Source organism: Kitasatospora indigofera (assembly GCF_014655955.1).
GTDB lineage: Bacteria > Actinomycetota > Actinomycetes > Streptomycetales > Streptomycetaceae > Kitasatospora > Kitasatospora indigofera.
Window position 1 is genome coordinate 83,882 of sequence record NZ_BNBO01000010.1, and the last position, 14,625, is coordinate 98,506.

Sequence of the window (14,625 nt, forward strand, 5' to 3'; positions counted from 1 at the left end):
CCCGGTCCTTGCCGGGCGGCCGTGCACTCGTACCACCGTACGACGCCGTACGGCCGCGCTGCCCCGTCCGGGGGCACCGCGGCCGTACCTGCGTCGGTCGGGCCCGGCTCGCACCGGGACCCGCTCGCTACTTCTTCAGCGCCTCGATCGCGCGCTGCGTGACCTCGTCGACCTTGCCCAGCGCGGGGATGGTCGCGACCAGGCCCTGCTGCGCGTAGTAGTCGATGATCGGCTCGGTCTCGGTGTGGTAGACCTCCAGCCGGGTCCGCACCTTGTCCTCGGTGTCGTCGGAGCGCTGGTACAGCTCCCCGCCGCACTCGTCGCAGACGCCCTCGGTCGCGGGCGGGTTGTAGTCCACGTGGAACACGTGGCCGCCGTCGTTGCGGCACAGCCGGCGACCGGCGATGCGCTTGACGACCTCGTCCTCGGGGACCTCCAGGTCGAGCACGCCGTCGAGGGCGATGCCCCACTCGACGAGGATCTCGTCGAGCGCCTTGGCCTGGGCAAGGTTGCGCGGGAAGCCGTCGAGCAGGAAGCCGTTTGCGGCGTCCGGCTGGGCCATCCGGTCCTTGGCCATGCCGATGGTGACCTCATCCGGCACCAGGCGGCCCGCGTCCATGTAGCTCTTGGCCTCGAGCCCCAACTGGGTGCGCTGGCCGATGTTGGCGCGGAACAGGTCGCCGGTGGAGATGTGGGGGATGGACAGGGTCTTGGCGAGCAGGTGCGCCTGAGTACCCTTCCCGGCCCCGGGAGGTCCGACGAGGACGATACGCATCAGCGGAGGAACCCTTCGTAATTGCGCTGCTGGAGCTGGCTCTCGATCTGCTTAACAGTTTCGAGTCCGACGCCGACGACGATGAGCACGCTGGTGCCGCCGAACGGGAAGTTGGTCTGCTGTCCGAAGGCGACCAGGGCGATCATCGGGATCAACGCGATCAGGCCCAGGTAGAGCGAACCCGGCCACGTGATGCGGGTAAGCACGTAGTTCAGGTACTCGGCCGTCGGTCGGCCGGCCCGGATCCCCGGGATGAAGCCACCATACTTCTTCATATTGTCCGCAACTTCTTCGGGGTTGAAGGAGATCGCGACGTAGAAGAAGGCGAAGAAGACGATCAGGAGGAAGTAGGTCGCCATGTAGATCGGGTGGTCGCCCTTGACGAAGTTCGTCCTGATCCAGGTGGCCCAGCCGGCCTGGCTGCTGGTCAGCTGCACCAGCAGGGCCGGGATGTACAGCAGCGACGAGGCGAAGATGACCGGGATGACACCGGCCTGGTTCACCTTGAGCGGGATGTAGGTCGAGGTGCCGCCGAAGGCGCGGCGCCCGATCATCCGCTTCGCGTACTGGACCGGGATCCGGCGCTGCGCCTGCTCCACGAAGATGACCAGCATCACAACGATCACGCCGACCGCGATGACGGAGAAGAACTCCACCCAGCCGCCACCGATGGTGCCCGACTTCTTGATCGCCCACATCGAGCCGGGGAAGCCGGCCGCGATGGAGGTGAAGATCAGGATGGACATGCCGTTGCCGATGCCGCGGTCGGTGATGAGCTCACCGAGCCACATGATCACCGAGGTGCCGGCGGTCATCGTGATGACCATGACCGCGATCCGGAACACCGAGGTGTCCGGGACGATCTCGTTGGCGAAGGTGCAACCCGAGAACAGCGCGCCGCTGGAGGCCGTCGCGACGATGCCGGTGCCCTGGAGCACGGCGAGCGCGATGGTCAGGTAGCGGGTGTACTGGGTGATCTTCGCGGTGCCGGCCTGGCCCTCCTTCTTCAGCGCCTCGAGCCGCGGGATCACGACGGTGAGGAGCTGGAGGATGATGCTGGCCGTGATGTACGGCATGATGCCGAGGGCGAAGATCGTCAGCTGCAGCAGCGCGTTGCCGCTGAACAGGTTGACGAGGCCGAACAGGCCGCTGGTCTTGGTCTGGTCCAAACAGGCATTGACTGCTGTGAAACTGACCCCGGGGACGGGGATGTGCGCACCCAGCCGGAACAGCACCATGATGCCCAGCGTGAACAGCAGCTTCTTGCGCAGGTCGGGCGTCTGGAACGCCCGCGCGAACGCACTGAGCACGGTGCCTCCTGCGCCTCCCGCGCGTCGTCGGCGGGAGGGTCGGTCCTGATGGGGGGAGTTTGGCTTCTCGCTCCCCGGCGGACGGGCGCGGACAGAGCTGCGCGAGCCTACAAGGGAACTCCACGGACTCTAACAGTGCACGGCCACTCGACAGAAGCGCGTGCCGCCCCTCCCCCACGCATGGGGTACGGGATGACCGGTTTTGCCATACAAAAGACTTGCCGGTTCTGGATGAGAAATCCGTGTCCGGAGCACCGGAGGGTCCACCGGGAAATGCGACAGGCCCCGCACCTCCCTCGCGGGAAGTACGGGGCCCAGGTGTCAGCGGGCTCAGATGAGCTCGGTGACGGTGCCGCCGGCGGCGGTGATCTTCTCGGCGGCGGAGCCGGAGACGGCGTCAACCGAAACCTGCAGCGCGACCGAGATGTCGCCGGTGCCGAGCACCTTGACGAGCGAGTTCTTGCGAACCGCGCCCTTGGCGACCAGGTCCTCGACGGTGACCTCTCCACCCTGCAGGTAGAGCTCGGCCAGCTTGTCGAGGTTGACCACCTGGAAGGTGATCTTGAAGGGGTTCTTGAAGCCCTTCAGCTTCGGCAGGCGCATGTGGAGGGGCATCTGGCCACCCTCGAAGCGCTGCGGAACCTGGTAGCGGGCCTTGGTGCCCTTGGTACCACGACCGGCGGTCTTACCCTTGGACGCCTCGCCACGACCCACGCGGGTCTTGGCGGTCTTGGCACCCGGGGCAGGACGCAGGTTGTGGACCTTCAGCGGAGAGTCCGCCATGTCAGTCAACCTCCTCGACCGTGACGAGGTGGCGGACGGTCTGGGCCATCCCGCGGATCTCGGGACGGTCCTCCTTCACGACCACGTCGTTCATCCGCTTGAGACCAAGCGAACGAAGGGTGTCACGGTGGTTCTGCTTGCTACCGATGTAGGACTTGGTCTGCGTGATCTTGAGGCGAGCCATCAGGCGCTCACCCCTGCAGCACGCGCCCGCAGCAGAGCGGCGGGGGCCACGTCCTCCAGCGGCAGGCCACGACGGGCGGCGATCTCCTCGGGGCGCACGAGGCCCTTCAGAGCGGCCACCGTGGCGTGCACGATGTTGATCGCGTTGTCCGAGCCGAGCGACTTCGACAGGATGTCGTGGATGCCGGCGCACTCCAGGACGGCACGCACCGGGCCACCGGCGATAACACCGGTACCGGGGGCGGCCGGCTTCAGGAGCACGACGCCGGCAGCCTTCTCGCCCTGGATCGGGTGAGGGATGGTGCCCTGGATACGGGGGACCTTGAAGAAGTTCTTCTTGGCCTCCTCAACACCCTTGGCGATGGCGGCCGGAACCTCCTTCGCCTTCCCGTAGCCGACACCTACGGTGCCGTCACCGTCGCCCACCACGACCAGCGCGGTGAAGCTGAAACGACGACCACCCTTGACAACCTTGGCGACACGGTTGATCGCGACGACACGCTCGACGTAAGCGCTCTTCTCGACGACGGGGGCGCCGCCGTCACGCTTGCGGTCACGCCGCTCGCCACCGCCGGTGCCGCCGCCGGCGCCGCTACCGCGGCGCTGGGGTCCAGCCATTGGAATTACCTCTCTCGTTTACGTCCGTCGACAGAGCCGACGAGCGGCTTAGAAGTCGAGCCCGGCCTCACGGGCGGCATCGGCCAGAGCGGCGATGCGGCCTGCGTAGCGGTTACCCGCGCGGTCGAAGACGACCGACTCGATGCCGGCGGCCTTGGCGCGCTCGGCGACCAGGCTTCCGACCTTCTTGGCCAGCTCGGTCTTGTCGCCCTCGACGCCCTTGATGGACACGTCGAGAGTGGACGCCGACGCGAGGGTGTGACCCTTGGCGTCGTCGATGACCTGGGCGACCATGTGACGGTTCGAGCGGGTCACGACGAGGCGAGGACGAACCTCGGTGCCGGTGACGCGCTTGCGAACGCGGATGGCGCGGCGCTTGCGGGCAGCGTTCTTGTAGCCGTTGCCCTTGCCGATCTTGACAGAAAGACTCATGGCTTACTTACCGCTCTTTCCGACCTTGCGGCGGATGACCTCGCCCGCGTACTTAACGCCCTTGGCCTTGTACGGGTCGGGCTTACGAAGCTTGCGGATCTTGGCGGAAACCTCGCCGACCAGCTGCTTGTCGATCCCGTCCACGTGGAACTTGGTGGGCGACTCGACCACGAAGGTGATGCCCTCCGGGGCCTCGATCAGGATCGGGTGGCTGTAGCCGAGCTGGAACTCCATGTTGGAGCCCTTCGCTGCGACTCGGTAACCAACACCGCTGATCTCCAGCGACTTGCGGTAGCCCGCGGTCACGCCGGTGATCATGTTCGCCACCAGCGTGCGGGAAAGGCCGTGAAGGGCCTTCGACAGACGCTCGTCGTTCGGGCGGGTGACGAGCAGAGTGCCGTCCTCGCCCTTGCCGATCTCGATCGGCGCGGCGACAACGTGGGTGAGGGAGCCCTTGGGGCCCTTCACCGAGACCGCCTGGCCATCGATGGTGACGTCCACGCCGGCGGGAACCGGGATGGGCAGCCGTCCAATGCGCGACATTGCTGTACCTCCGTTTCCCGAATTACCAGACGTAGGCGAGAACTTCTCCGCCTACGCCCTTCTTGGCGGCCTGCTTGTCAGTGAGGAGACCCGAGGACGTGGAGATGATCGCCACGCCCAGGCCGCCGAGCACCTTCGGCAGATTGGTGGACTTTGCGTAGACCCGCAGGCCCGGCTTGCTGATCCGCTTGATGCCAGCGATCGAGCGCTCACGGTTGGGGCCGAACTTGAGCTCGATGGTCAGCTTCTTGCCGACCTCGTTCTCCTGCGGCTCCTCAACCTTCCAGGAGGAGATGTAGCCCTCCTGCTGCAGGATCTCGGCGACGTGCGCCTTGATCTTGCTGGCCGGCATCGCCACGGTGTCGTGGTACGCCGAGTTCGCGTTACGCAGACGCGTGAGCATGTCTGCGATGGGGTCGGTCATGGTCATGATGGGCCTCAGGCCTCTCTCGCCGTGGTTTCTCCGCGCCAGGTCCCCCCGCCGCACTCCGAGGAGTGCGACAGGGGCACAGACGCAGGGGACCTGCGGCGTTAGTAAGACTGGGTGCGAGCCCTCCGAAGAGGGTCGACAGCAGCTACGGAGCTGCCGCGACAGGGGGCCCGACCCCACTACCTTACGGGATTCCGTACGCAGCCCCAAAAAAGGGCCGTGTGGGATCGGGCACCACTGCTTCGCTTATGGCGTTACCAGCGGGTCCTGGACTACCAGGAGCTCTTGGTCACGCCCGGCAGCTCGCCGCGGTGGGCCATCTCACGGAGGCACACACGGCAGAGGCCGAACTTGCGGTACACCGAGTGCGGACGACCGCAGCGCTGGCACCGGGTGTAGGCCCGCACGCCGAACTTCGGCTTGCGCTCGGCCTTCGCGATGAGGGACTTCTTCGCCATGTGCGGCTCACGCCTCCTTGAACGGGAAGCCCAGAGCGCGCAGGAGCGCCCGGCCCTCGTCGTCGGTCTGAGCGGTGGTCACGACGGTGATGTCCATACCGCGCTGACGGTCGACCTTGTCCTGGTCGATCTCGTGGAACATAACCTGCTCGGTCAGACCGAAGGTGTAGTTGCCACGGCCGTCGAACTGCTTGGGGGAGAGACCGCGGAAGTCACGGATACGCGGCAGGGCCAGCGACACCAGACGGTCCAGGAACTCCCACATGCGGTCACCACGGAGGGTGACGTGGGTGCCGATCGGCTGGCCCTCACGCAGCTTGAACTGCGCGATGGACTTGCGAGCCTTCGTCACCGCCGGCTTCTGGCCGGTGATGGCGGTGAGGTCGCGGATCGCGCCCTCGATCAGCTTGGAGTCGCGGGCGGCCTCGCCCACACCCATGTTGACCACGACCTTGACCAGGCCGGGGATCAGCATGACGTTCTCGTAGGAGAACTCCTCCTTGAGCTGGCCCTTGATCTCGGAGTTGTAACGCTCCTTGAGGCGGGGGGCCACCTTCTCAACGTTCTCGATGGTCGTCTCAGACATCAGATGTCCTCACCGGTTCGCTTGGCAACGCGGATCTTGTTGCCCTCGTCATCGAAGCGGTAACCAACGCGAGTGACGACCTTCTTGCCGTCCTTCTCGACGACCAGCTGCACGTTGGAAACGTGCACCGGGGCCTCGACGGTGACAATGCCACCCTGAGTGCCCTGGCCGGGCTTGGTGTGCTTCTTGACCCGGTTCACACCCTCGACGAGGACCTTGTTCTCGGCGGGCATGGCCTGGATGACCTTGCCCTGCTTGCCGCGGTCCTTGCCGGTGATGACCTGAACCAGGTCACCCTTCTTGATCTTCATGCTGTTCGCCATGGGTTAGAGCACCTCCGGCGCAAGCGAGATGATCTTCATGAACTTCTTGTCACGCAGCTCGCGGCCCACCGGGCCGAAGATGCGGGTGCCACGGGGGTCACCGTCGGTGTTCTTCAGAACGACCGCGGCGTTCTCGTCGAACCGGATGTACGAACCGTCGGGACGACGGCGCGACTTCACGGTGCGGACGATGACGCACTTGACGACGTCACCCTTCTTCACCGAGCCACCGGGGATCGCGTCCTTGACGGTCGCGACAATGACGTCCCCGATACCGGCGTAGCGGCGACCGGAACCACCGAGAACGCGGATGCAAAGGATTTCCTTCGCGCCCGTGTTGTCGGCGACACGCAGTCGCGACTCCTGCTGGATCACAGCTTTCTCCTGATCGTCAACGAGAGCTGACGGGCCGGCCGCTGCTCACACCGGCGCCCGCGAGGGGCCCGCTGCACATACGGCCGTACCGCATCAACTTCGTTACTTGGCCTTCTCGAGGATCTCGACGACGCGCCAGCGCTTCGTCGCGGACAGCGGGCGGGTCTCCGCGAGGAGGACCCGGTCGCCGATGCCGCAGGCGTTTGCCTCGTCGTGCGCCTTCAGCTTGTTCGTACGGCGGATGACCTTGCCGTACAGAGCGTGCTTGACGCGGTCCTCGACGGCGACGACGACGGTCTTGTCCATCTTGTCGCTGACGACGAGACCCTCACGGGTCTTGCGGAAACCGCGCGTCTCTTCGTTGGTGGTGTTCTCAGTCATCAGGCGTTCTCCACCGTCTCGATGCCCAGCTCGCGCTCGCGCATCAGGGTGTAGATCCGCGCGATGTCCTTACGGACGAGCTTGAGCCGTCCGTGGTTGTCGAGCTGCCCGGTCGCCGCCTGGAAGCGGAGGTTGAACAGCTCCTCCTTGGCCTCACGGAGCTTGGCAACGAGACCCTCGTTGTCCAGCTCGCGAAGCTCAGCAGCCTTGGTGCCGGCCGACATCAGCTCTCACCTGCCTCGCGCCGGATGATCCGGCACTTCATCGGGAGCTTGTGAGCTGCGCGGGTCAGCGCCTCACGAGCCACCTTCTCGTTGGGGTACGACAGCTCGAACATGACCCGACCCGGGTGCACGTTCGCGATCCACCACTCGGGCGAACCCTTACCGGAACCCATGCGGGTCTCGGCCGGCTTCTTGGTGAGCGGACGGTCCGGGTAGATGTTGATCCAGACCTTGCCGCCACGCTTGATGTGACGGGTGACGGCGATACGAGCGGACTCGATCTGCCGGTTCGTCACGTAGGCCGGGGTGACGGCCTGGATGCCGTACTCGCCGAAGGCGAGCTCGGTGCCACCCTTGGCAGCGCCGCGGCGCTTCGGGTGGTGCTGCTTGCGGTGCTTGACCCGACGGGGGATCAGCATGTCGGTCAGGCCTCCGTTCCGGTGCTCTCGGCAGCCGGCGTCTCCGTCACAGCCGCGGCCGGAGCCTCGGTGTTCTGGGGACGACGGGCGCCACCACGTGCGCCACCGCGCTCGCCGCCACGGCCACCGCGCTCGCCGCCACGCGCGGGGCGGGCGTCGTTGCGGGCCGGACGGTTGCCCGAGCGGGCAGCAGCGTTCTCAGCGCGGACCTCGGCGATGTTCTTGACGTCGCCCTTGTAGATCCAGACCTTCACGCCGATGCGGCCGAAGGTCGTCTTGGCCTCGAAGAAGCCGTAGTCGACGTTCGCACGAAGGGTGTGCAGCGGCACACGGCCCTCGCGGTAGAACTCCGAACGGCTCATCTCGGCGCCGCCGAGACGACCGGAGCACTGGACCTTGATGCCCTTGGCGCCGGACTTCATGGTGCCCTGCATGCTCTTGCGCATGGCACGACGGAAGGAGACGCGCGAGGACAGCTGCTCCGCGACGCCCTGAGCCACGAGCTGGGCGTCCAGCTCGGGGTTCTTGACCTCAAGGATGTTCAGCTGGACCTGCTTGCCGGTCAGCTTCTCGAGGTCGCCGCGGATGCGGTCGGCCTCGGTGCCACGGCGACCGATGACGATGCCGGGACGAGCGGTGTGGATGTCGACCCGGACGCGGTCGCGGGTGCGCTCGATCTCAACCTTCGAGATGCCGGCGCGCTCCATGCCCTTCGTCATCATGCGACGAATGGCAACGTCTTCCTTGACGTAGTCCGAGTACAGCTTGTCGGCGTACCAGCGGGACTTGAAGTCCGTGCTGATGCCGAGGCGGAACCCGTGCGGGTTAACCTTCTGGCCCATTACCGGGTCCCTTCCTTGCTGCTGACGACCACGGTGATGTGGCTGGTCCGCTTGCGGATCCGGTAGGCACGGCCCTGGGCGCGCGGACGGAACCGCTTCAGGGTCGGGCCCTCGTCAACGTACGCCTCGCTGATCACGAGGTCGTCCACGTTGTTGTGGTTGTAGTTGTGCACGGCGTTGGCAATGGCGCTGTCGAGCACCTTGCCGACCGGCACGGTAGCGGCCTGCGGAGCGAAACGCAGGACCGCCTGGGCCTCCGTGGCGTTCAGGCCACGGATGAGGTCCACCACGCGGCGGGCCTTCATGGGCGTGACGCGGATGTACCGCGCCTGGGCCCTGGCTTCCATGGTTGTCCCCTTGCTGGTGTAAGTCATTGAGTCGGTAATCTCGCTGGCGACTAGCGACGCTTCGACTTGCGGTCGTCCTTGACGTGACCGCGGAAGGTACGCGTCGGCGCGAACTCGCCGAGCTTGTGGCCGACCATCGACTCGGTGACGAACACCGGGACGTGCTTACGGCCATCGTGGACCGCGATCGTGTGGCCGAGCATGGCCGGGAAGATCACGGAGCGACGGGACCAGGTCTTGATGACGTTCTGGGTACCCGCCTCGTTCTGCGCGTCCACCTTCTTGAGAAGGTGGCCGTCGATGAAGGGGCCCTTCTTGAGACTGCGCGGCATCTGACCTGCTCCTAGCGCTTCTTGTTGGTCTTGCGGCGGCGCACGATGAGGGCGTTCGAAGCCTTCTTCGGGCTACGAGTGCGACCCTCCTTCTGGCCCCACGGCGAGACCGGGTGGCGACCACCGGAGGTCTTGCCCTCACCACCACCGTGCGGGTGGTCGATCGGGTTCATGGCCACACCACGCACGGTCGGGCGAACGCCCTTCCAGCGCATACGGCCGGCCTTGCCCCAGTTGATGTTCGACTGCTCGGCGTTGCCGACCTCGCCGACGGTCGCGCGGCAGCGCGCGTCCACCAGGCGGATCTCGCCGGAGGGCATGCGCAGGTGCGCCATCTTGCCCTCACGCGCGAGCAGCTGGATGCCGGCACCGGCGGAGCGGGCCATCTTGGCACCGCCGCCCGGGCGCAGCTCCACCGCGTGGATGGTGGTACCGACCGGGATGTTGCGCAGCGGCAGGTTGTTGCCGGGCTTGATGTCGGCCGCGGGGCCGTTCTCAATCCGGTCGCCCTGGCCGACACCGCGCGGGGCGATGATGTAGCGCTTCTCGCCGTCCGCGTAGTGCAGGAGCGCGATGCGCGCAGTGCGGTTGGGGTCGTACTCGATGTGCGCGACCTTGGCCGGCACGCCGTCCTTGTCGTGACGACGGAAGTCGATCACGCGGTAGGCGCGCTTGTGTCCGCCACCCTGGTGGCGAGCGGTGATACGACCGGCGTTGTTACGGCCGCCCTTGCTGTGCAGGGGGCGAACCAGCGACTTCTCCGGCGTGGACCGCGTGATCTCTACGAAGTCGGCCACGCTGGAGCCACGACGGCCCGGCGTAGTCGGCTTGTACTTGCGGATGCCCATTTGGCTCTCTCGTCCTCGTCCTTATCGACGATCCGAGTCTCCGTTAGGAGACCGGACCCCCGAAGATGTCGATGCGGTTGCCCTCGGCCAGCGTCACGATGGCGCGCTTGGTGTCCTTGCGCTTGCCAAAGCCCGTCTTGGAGCGCTTGCGCTTGCCCTGACGGTTGAGCGTGTTGACCGACTCGACCTTGACCGAGAAGACCGCCTCGACGGCCTGCTTGATCTGGGTCTTGTTGGCGCCCGGCGACACGACGAACGTGTACTTGTTCTCGTCGAGGAGCGCGTAGCTCTTCTCGGAGATGACCGGCTTCACCAGAACGTCACGGGGGTCCGTGAACGTCTTGCTCGTGATCTCTGCAGCCATCAGGCGGCGCTCCCTTCGAGCTCGCCCTCAGCAGCCACAGCCTTGGCGGACGCGGCGGGACCCGCCACGAAGCGCTCGAAAGCAGCCTGGGTGAAGACCACATCGTCGGAGACGAGCACGTCGTAGGTGTTCAGCTGACCGGCGTCCAGGATGTGGACGTTCGGCAGGTTGCGGGCGCTCTTGAGACCCAGCTCGTCGGCACGCTCGACGACGAGGAGGATGTTCTTGCGCTCGGTGATCTTGCCGAACAGACCCTTGGCGGCCTTGGTCGACGGCGCCTCGGCCGCGATCACGTCGGTGACGACGTGGATGCGGTTGTGGCGGGCCCGGTCGGTGAGCGCGCCACGCAGAGCGGCGGCGATCATCTTCTTCGGGGTCCGCTGCGAGTAGTCACGCGGAACGGGACCGTGGACAACGCCACCGCCGACGAACTGCGGAGCGCGGGTCGAGCCCTGACGGGCGCGGCCGGTGCCCTTCTGGCGGTACGGCTTGCGACCGCCACCGCGGACCTCGCCACGAGACTTGACCTTGTGGGTGCCCTGACGGGCCGCAGCGAGCTGCGCCACGACGACCTGGTGCATCAGCGGAACGCTGACCTTGGCGTCGAAGATCTCGGCCGGCAGCTCAAGGCTTCCGGTCTTGTCGCCCGAGGGCGACAGGATGTCAATGGTGCTCATATCCTCACAGCCCCTTCGCCGCGGTGCGGACGAGGACGAGGCCGCCGTTCGGACCCGGGATTGCGCCCTTGATGAGGAGCAGCCCCTTCTCCGCGTCAACGGCGTGGACGGTCAGGTTCTGGGTGGTCACGCGCTCGTGGCCCATCCGGCCGGCCATCTTCATGCCCTTGAACACGCGACCCGGGGTGGCGCAGCCACCGATCGAGCCGGGCGAACGGTGCTTGCGCTGCACGCCGTGACCGGCGCCGAGGCCCTTGAAGTTGTGACGCTTCATGACACCGGCGAAGCCCTTGCCCTTGGAGGTGCCGGTCACGTCGACCTTGACACCCGCCTCGAACAGCTCGGCGGTGATCTCCTGGCCGAGGGTGTACTCGGACGCGTCCGAGGTACGCAGCTCGACCAGGTGGCGGCGCGGGGTGACACCGGCCTTGGCGAAGTGACCCGCGAGGGGCTTGTTCACCTTGCGGGGGTCGATCTCGCCGAAGCCGATCTGCACGGCGTCGTAGCCGGCAGTGCTGTCGGCGGTGTGGACCTGGGTCACGACATTGGGCCCGGCCTTGACGACGGTCACCGGAACGATCCGGTTGTTCTCGTCCCAGACCTGGGTCATGCCGAGCTTCTCGCCCAGGATGCCCTTAATCTGCTTTGCCATCTTCGTCGCGCCTCTCAGAGCTTGATCTCGATGTCGACGCCGGCCGGAAGGTCGAGGCGCATCAGCGAGTCAACGGTCTTCGGGGTCGGGTCGAGGATGTCGATCAGACGCTTGTGGGTGCGCATCTCGAAGTGCTCGCGCGAGTCCTTGTACTTGTGCGGCGAGCGGATGACGCAGTAGACGTTCTTCTCAGTGGGCAGCGGCACCGGGCCCGCGACCTGCGCACCAGTGCGAATGACGGTCTCGACGATCTTCTTCGCCGAGGAGTCAATCACCTCGTGGTCGTAGGCCTTGAGCCGGATGCGGATCTTCTGTCCCGCCATGGCTACTCAGTAGTCCTTTGTGTCGTCTGATGCTTCTGCGGCCGGAGTCATCCGGGTGGATTGGTCCGGTGGTACCCCTGGGTGGTTACCTCCGACCCACGCGGTCGGGCGTGTCGCCCTCGCGCTTGCAAAAAATCCACCAGAGATCACTCTCTGCGGATTCCTGCGGGGTCGGTGGAGGTCTTGCACCCACCAGATACCGGGTCGAGGCCCTGCTCACGCTTCCCGGAAGATTCCCGTACGTCCGCCCCGCAGCTGCCGCGGTGTCGCTTACACACCACTGCGGTCCACACCTTCACCACGGGGGTGCAGGCGGACCACATGAACGGCCATCACGGGAACGACGAGTACGTGGGACTCGCTTCCGGTCCTCCCGGCGGGAGGCGCGCAGCATCGGCAACTCAACCGAGCAACTTGGACATACTGCCACAGCTCGCACCCGATAAGCCAATCGGGGCCGGTGAGGCGTTCCTCACCGGCCCCGGTCGGGGTGTCCGCCGCCGGCCCCCGGCCGGCCGGGCGTCAGGGCTTGCGGCCGCAGACCGCCTGGAACTCGCCGTCCGCGTTGGCGCACCAGAGCTTGCTGTCCGGCTCGAAGTAGTACGTCTTGAGCTCCATGTTCACCGGGCTGCAGTCCTTGACCGGCGAGTACTTCGGGCAGACGCCCTTCTCGGTCTGCAGGGTGTGCGCCCGGTAGGCGTCCAGGCCCATGTCCTCGACCTTGGACGGGTTGGCCGAGGGCATGTACCGGTTGGCCGACCAGGAGGCGCCCATGGTGCCGAACAGCGCGACGGCGCAGATCAGGCCCGCCGCCAGCTGGGCCATCGCCCGCGGCGAGATCCGGGCGGCCGCCGGGGCCCCCGCGGAGTCCAGCGCGGTACGGATCCAGCCGACGCCGCGCTCGTGGACGAGCTTCGCGCCGAGCACCGCGAGGATCATCAGGCAGTACATGATGATCCAGGTCGTTCTGGGGTAGAGCTGCACGGCCTGGTCGTGCGCCATGTGCGAGGCGAACCAGAAGCGCAGCAGCCAGGCGCCGGCCAGCACGAAGCCGGCCGTGCGGACCACCACGTTGCGCAGGCCCAGGCCCACGCCGATGCCGACACCGAGCAGCAGCAGGACGGCGAAGCCGGACTGGCCGGCCAGCTCACCGGACTGCGGCCAGTTGTGGTAGCTCAGCCCGCCGGTGCGGTCGGAGGCCCAGCCCAGGACGTACGCCGGGTCGATGTACGTGTTGATGTACGCGTAGCGGTCGACGGTCTCCGAGCCCAGCCGGGCGAGCTGGTACAGCAGCGGCAGGCCCACCACGGCGGCGACGGCGACGATCGACCCGAGGAAGAGCAGCGCGTGCTTGACCGCGTGGCGGCCGCGCCGCCACGGGAACAGCAGCGCGGCGAGCAGGAAGGCGCCCGGCGCCGACCAGAGGTACCAGCCGGAGTACCAGAGGAACATCAGGCCGAAGACGAGGCCGAAGCCGGCTCCGCGCAGGACGGTGGAGCGCACGGTGAGCTCCGGGGAGCGTCGCAGCTCCCGGAAGCAGGCCGCGAGCACCGGCAGCAGCATCAGCATCACGACGTGGCTGTACGGCCGGATCGGGTCGAGGAAGAGCACCGAGGAGGAGACCGCGATGACCAGGGCCCAGAACGGGCGCAGCACGAGCCGCCAGGCCAGGTAGGCCATCGGCCCGACCAGCGCGCTCAGCAGCAGCTGGAGGTCCTTCAGGGCGTACCCCACGCCGGCGATGCCACCGTGGAAGTACTTGGCCCACAGGGCCAGCAGCGCGGGGAACCCGGGCGGGTAGACCCCGGGCAGGCCCTTGCCGCGCAGCATGTCGTTGGCCATGCCCATCAGGTTGCCGGGGTCGCCCTCCTGGCCGCCGAGGCCCCAGGGGGTGCCGTTGAGGGCGACGGCGATGCCGCCGGCCACCACGCCGGTCGCGAGGCCGGCGAGCGCGCCGCAGGCGATCCGCTGGACCAGCTGGTACCGGCGCAGGGTGCCCCGGTACGCGGTCCAGAGCAGGACCGCGAGGATGGGCAGCCCGACCAGGGCCACGTACTGCTGCACCTTGGCGAGGCCGCTGACCTGGCCGATCCGGGAGAGCGGGTTGGCGCTGATGTGCAGGCTGAGCAGCAGGAAGCCGAGACCGGCGGCCAGGCTGACCACGGCCTCGGCGAGTCTGAGCACCCAGCGCCGGGAGGTCAGGCGCTCGAACCGGGAGTCGCTGCGGGTGGAGCTCTTCAGATCTGCCTGCGTGGCCTCACCCGGACTTCTCTCGGTGGGCGGGCCGCTGACCAGGTCCGTCATCTCAGGTCACTTCCGTGAAGCGGCGTGCTGCCGCGGTTGGGGCAGTCCCTCCGGATCAGCTCCGGCGGGACCGCCCTGGGAGGACCGCGCCTGCGT

24 protein-coding genes are annotated in these 14,625 nt (G+C 66.9%); all 24 read right to left on the bottom strand.

What is annotated here, in order from left to right; translation table 11 throughout:
• Nucleotides 1-127 precede the first annotated feature (127 nt).
• Nucleotides 128-775 carry an adenylate kinase gene (locus tag IE329_RS12090; protein WP_073924293.1) on the bottom strand — a complete coding sequence of 216 codons (648 nt, stop codon included), beginning with the start codon at nucleotides 773-775 and terminating at the stop codon, nucleotides 128-130.
• Nucleotides 775-2,085, bottom strand: coding sequence for a preprotein translocase subunit SecY (secY, locus tag IE329_RS12095; RefSeq protein ID WP_073924294.1), 1,311 nt, complete (start codon nucleotides 2,083-2,085; stop codon nucleotides 775-777). The genes IE329_RS12090 and secY overlap by 1 nt, the downstream gene beginning before the upstream one ends.
• A gap of 330 nt (nucleotides 2,086-2,415) precedes the next feature.
• Nucleotides 2,416-2,868 (bottom strand): 50S ribosomal protein L15, encoded by a 453-nt coding sequence (rplO, locus tag IE329_RS12100; RefSeq protein ID WP_190210860.1) that lies wholly within the window; start codon nucleotides 2,866-2,868, stop codon nucleotides 2,416-2,418.
• A gap of 1 nt (nucleotide 2,869) precedes the next feature.
• The gene (gene rpmD / locus IE329_RS12105) at nucleotides 2,870-3,052 is read right to left on the bottom strand and encodes a 50S ribosomal protein L30 (protein ID WP_073924296.1); all 183 of its coding nucleotides are present in this window, start codon (nucleotides 3,050-3,052) and stop codon (nucleotides 2,870-2,872) included.
• Nucleotides 3,052-3,669, bottom strand: coding sequence for a 30S ribosomal protein S5 (gene rpsE, locus IE329_RS12110; protein ID WP_073924297.1), 618 nt, complete (start codon nucleotides 3,667-3,669; stop codon nucleotides 3,052-3,054). The genes rpmD and rpsE overlap by 1 nt, the downstream gene beginning before the upstream one ends.
• A gap of 48 nt (nucleotides 3,670-3,717) precedes the next feature.
• Entirely contained in the window at nucleotides 3,718-4,101 is a 384-nt protein-coding gene (gene rplR, locus IE329_RS12115; RefSeq protein WP_073924298.1) for a 50S ribosomal protein L18, read from the bottom strand.
• Between the two features lie 3 nt (nucleotides 4,102-4,104).
• On the bottom strand, nucleotides 4,105-4,644 hold the full coding sequence (rplF, locus tag IE329_RS12120) for a 50S ribosomal protein L6 (RefSeq protein WP_073924299.1): 540 nt from the start codon (nucleotides 4,642-4,644) through the stop codon (nucleotides 4,105-4,107).
• A 22-nt stretch (nucleotides 4,645-4,666) separates the two neighbouring features.
• Nucleotides 4,667-5,074, bottom strand: a complete 408-nt coding sequence (rpsH, locus tag IE329_RS12125; RefSeq protein ID WP_073924300.1) for a 30S ribosomal protein S8 — start codon at nucleotides 5,072-5,074, stop codon at nucleotides 4,667-4,669.
• A 272-nt stretch (nucleotides 5,075-5,346) separates the two neighbouring features.
• Entirely contained in the window at nucleotides 5,347-5,532 is a 186-nt protein-coding gene (locus tag IE329_RS12130; protein ID WP_030393303.1) for a type Z 30S ribosomal protein S14, read from the bottom strand.
• Nucleotides 5,533-5,539: 7 nt separating this feature from the next.
• Nucleotides 5,540-6,118 (bottom strand): 50S ribosomal protein L5, encoded by a 579-nt coding sequence (gene rplE / locus IE329_RS12135; RefSeq protein WP_073924301.1) that lies wholly within the window; start codon nucleotides 6,116-6,118, stop codon nucleotides 5,540-5,542.
• Nucleotides 6,118-6,429 (bottom strand): 50S ribosomal protein L24, encoded by a 312-nt coding sequence (gene rplX / locus IE329_RS12140; RefSeq protein WP_073924734.1) that lies wholly within the window; start codon nucleotides 6,427-6,429, stop codon nucleotides 6,118-6,120. The genes rplE and rplX overlap by 1 nt, the downstream gene beginning before the upstream one ends.
• Before the next feature lie 15 nt (nucleotides 6,430-6,444).
• Nucleotides 6,445-6,816, bottom strand: a complete 372-nt coding sequence (rplN, locus tag IE329_RS12145) for a 50S ribosomal protein L14 (protein ID WP_035800854.1) — start codon at nucleotides 6,814-6,816, stop codon at nucleotides 6,445-6,447.
• Between the two features lie 102 nt (nucleotides 6,817-6,918).
• Complete coding sequence (rpsQ, locus tag IE329_RS12150) at nucleotides 6,919-7,197, bottom strand: 30S ribosomal protein S17 (protein ID WP_073924302.1); 279 nt, start codon at nucleotides 7,195-7,197, stop codon at nucleotides 6,919-6,921.
• Nucleotides 7,197-7,421 carry a 50S ribosomal protein L29 gene (rpmC, locus tag IE329_RS12155; RefSeq protein WP_030055825.1) on the bottom strand — a complete coding sequence of 75 codons (225 nt, stop codon included), beginning with the start codon at nucleotides 7,419-7,421 and terminating at the stop codon, nucleotides 7,197-7,199. Before rpmC ends, rpsQ begins: the two co-directional genes overlap by 1 nt.
• The gene (gene rplP, locus IE329_RS12160; RefSeq protein ID WP_030055824.1) at nucleotides 7,421-7,840 is read right to left on the bottom strand and encodes a 50S ribosomal protein L16; all 420 of its coding nucleotides are present in this window, start codon (nucleotides 7,838-7,840) and stop codon (nucleotides 7,421-7,423) included. Before rplP ends, rpmC begins: the two co-directional genes overlap by 1 nt.
• 5 nt (nucleotides 7,841-7,845) lie before the next feature.
• Nucleotides 7,846-8,682: a 30S ribosomal protein S3 gene (gene rpsC / locus IE329_RS12165; protein WP_073924303.1), complete on the bottom strand. Its 837-nt coding sequence runs from the start codon at nucleotides 8,680-8,682 to the stop codon at nucleotides 7,846-7,848.
• Entirely contained in the window at nucleotides 8,682-9,029 is a 348-nt protein-coding gene (gene rplV, locus IE329_RS12170) for a 50S ribosomal protein L22 (RefSeq protein ID WP_033824229.1), read from the bottom strand. Before rplV ends, rpsC begins: the two co-directional genes overlap by 1 nt.
• 50 nt (nucleotides 9,030-9,079) lie before the next feature.
• Nucleotides 9,080-9,361, bottom strand: a complete 282-nt coding sequence (gene rpsS, locus IE329_RS12175) for a 30S ribosomal protein S19 (protein ID WP_030055821.1) — start codon at nucleotides 9,359-9,361, stop codon at nucleotides 9,080-9,082.
• A gap of 11 nt (nucleotides 9,362-9,372) precedes the next feature.
• Entirely contained in the window at nucleotides 9,373-10,209 is an 837-nt protein-coding gene (gene rplB, locus IE329_RS12180; RefSeq protein ID WP_073924304.1) for a 50S ribosomal protein L2, read from the bottom strand.
• Between the two features lie 43 nt (nucleotides 10,210-10,252).
• Nucleotides 10,253-10,573 (bottom strand): 50S ribosomal protein L23, encoded by a 321-nt coding sequence (gene rplW, locus IE329_RS12185; RefSeq protein ID WP_073924305.1) that lies wholly within the window; start codon nucleotides 10,571-10,573, stop codon nucleotides 10,253-10,255.
• Nucleotides 10,573-11,250, bottom strand: a complete 678-nt coding sequence (rplD, locus tag IE329_RS12190) for a 50S ribosomal protein L4 (protein WP_190210861.1) — start codon at nucleotides 11,248-11,250, stop codon at nucleotides 10,573-10,575. The genes rplW and rplD overlap by 1 nt, the downstream gene beginning before the upstream one ends.
• A gap of 4 nt (nucleotides 11,251-11,254) precedes the next feature.
• Complete coding sequence (rplC, locus tag IE329_RS12195) at nucleotides 11,255-11,902, bottom strand: 50S ribosomal protein L3 (protein ID WP_190210862.1); 648 nt, start codon at nucleotides 11,900-11,902, stop codon at nucleotides 11,255-11,257.
• A gap of 14 nt (nucleotides 11,903-11,916) precedes the next feature.
• A complete protein-coding gene (gene rpsJ / locus IE329_RS12200) occupies nucleotides 11,917-12,225 on the bottom strand; it encodes a 30S ribosomal protein S10 (RefSeq protein ID WP_012785157.1) in 309 nt (102 codons plus the stop codon).
• A gap of 522 nt (nucleotides 12,226-12,747) precedes the next feature.
• Nucleotides 12,748-14,529 carry a hypothetical protein gene (locus IE329_RS12205; protein WP_190210863.1) on the bottom strand — a complete coding sequence of 594 codons (1,782 nt, stop codon included), beginning with the start codon at nucleotides 14,527-14,529 and terminating at the stop codon, nucleotides 12,748-12,750.
• Nucleotides 14,530-14,625: the final 96 nt, after the last annotated feature.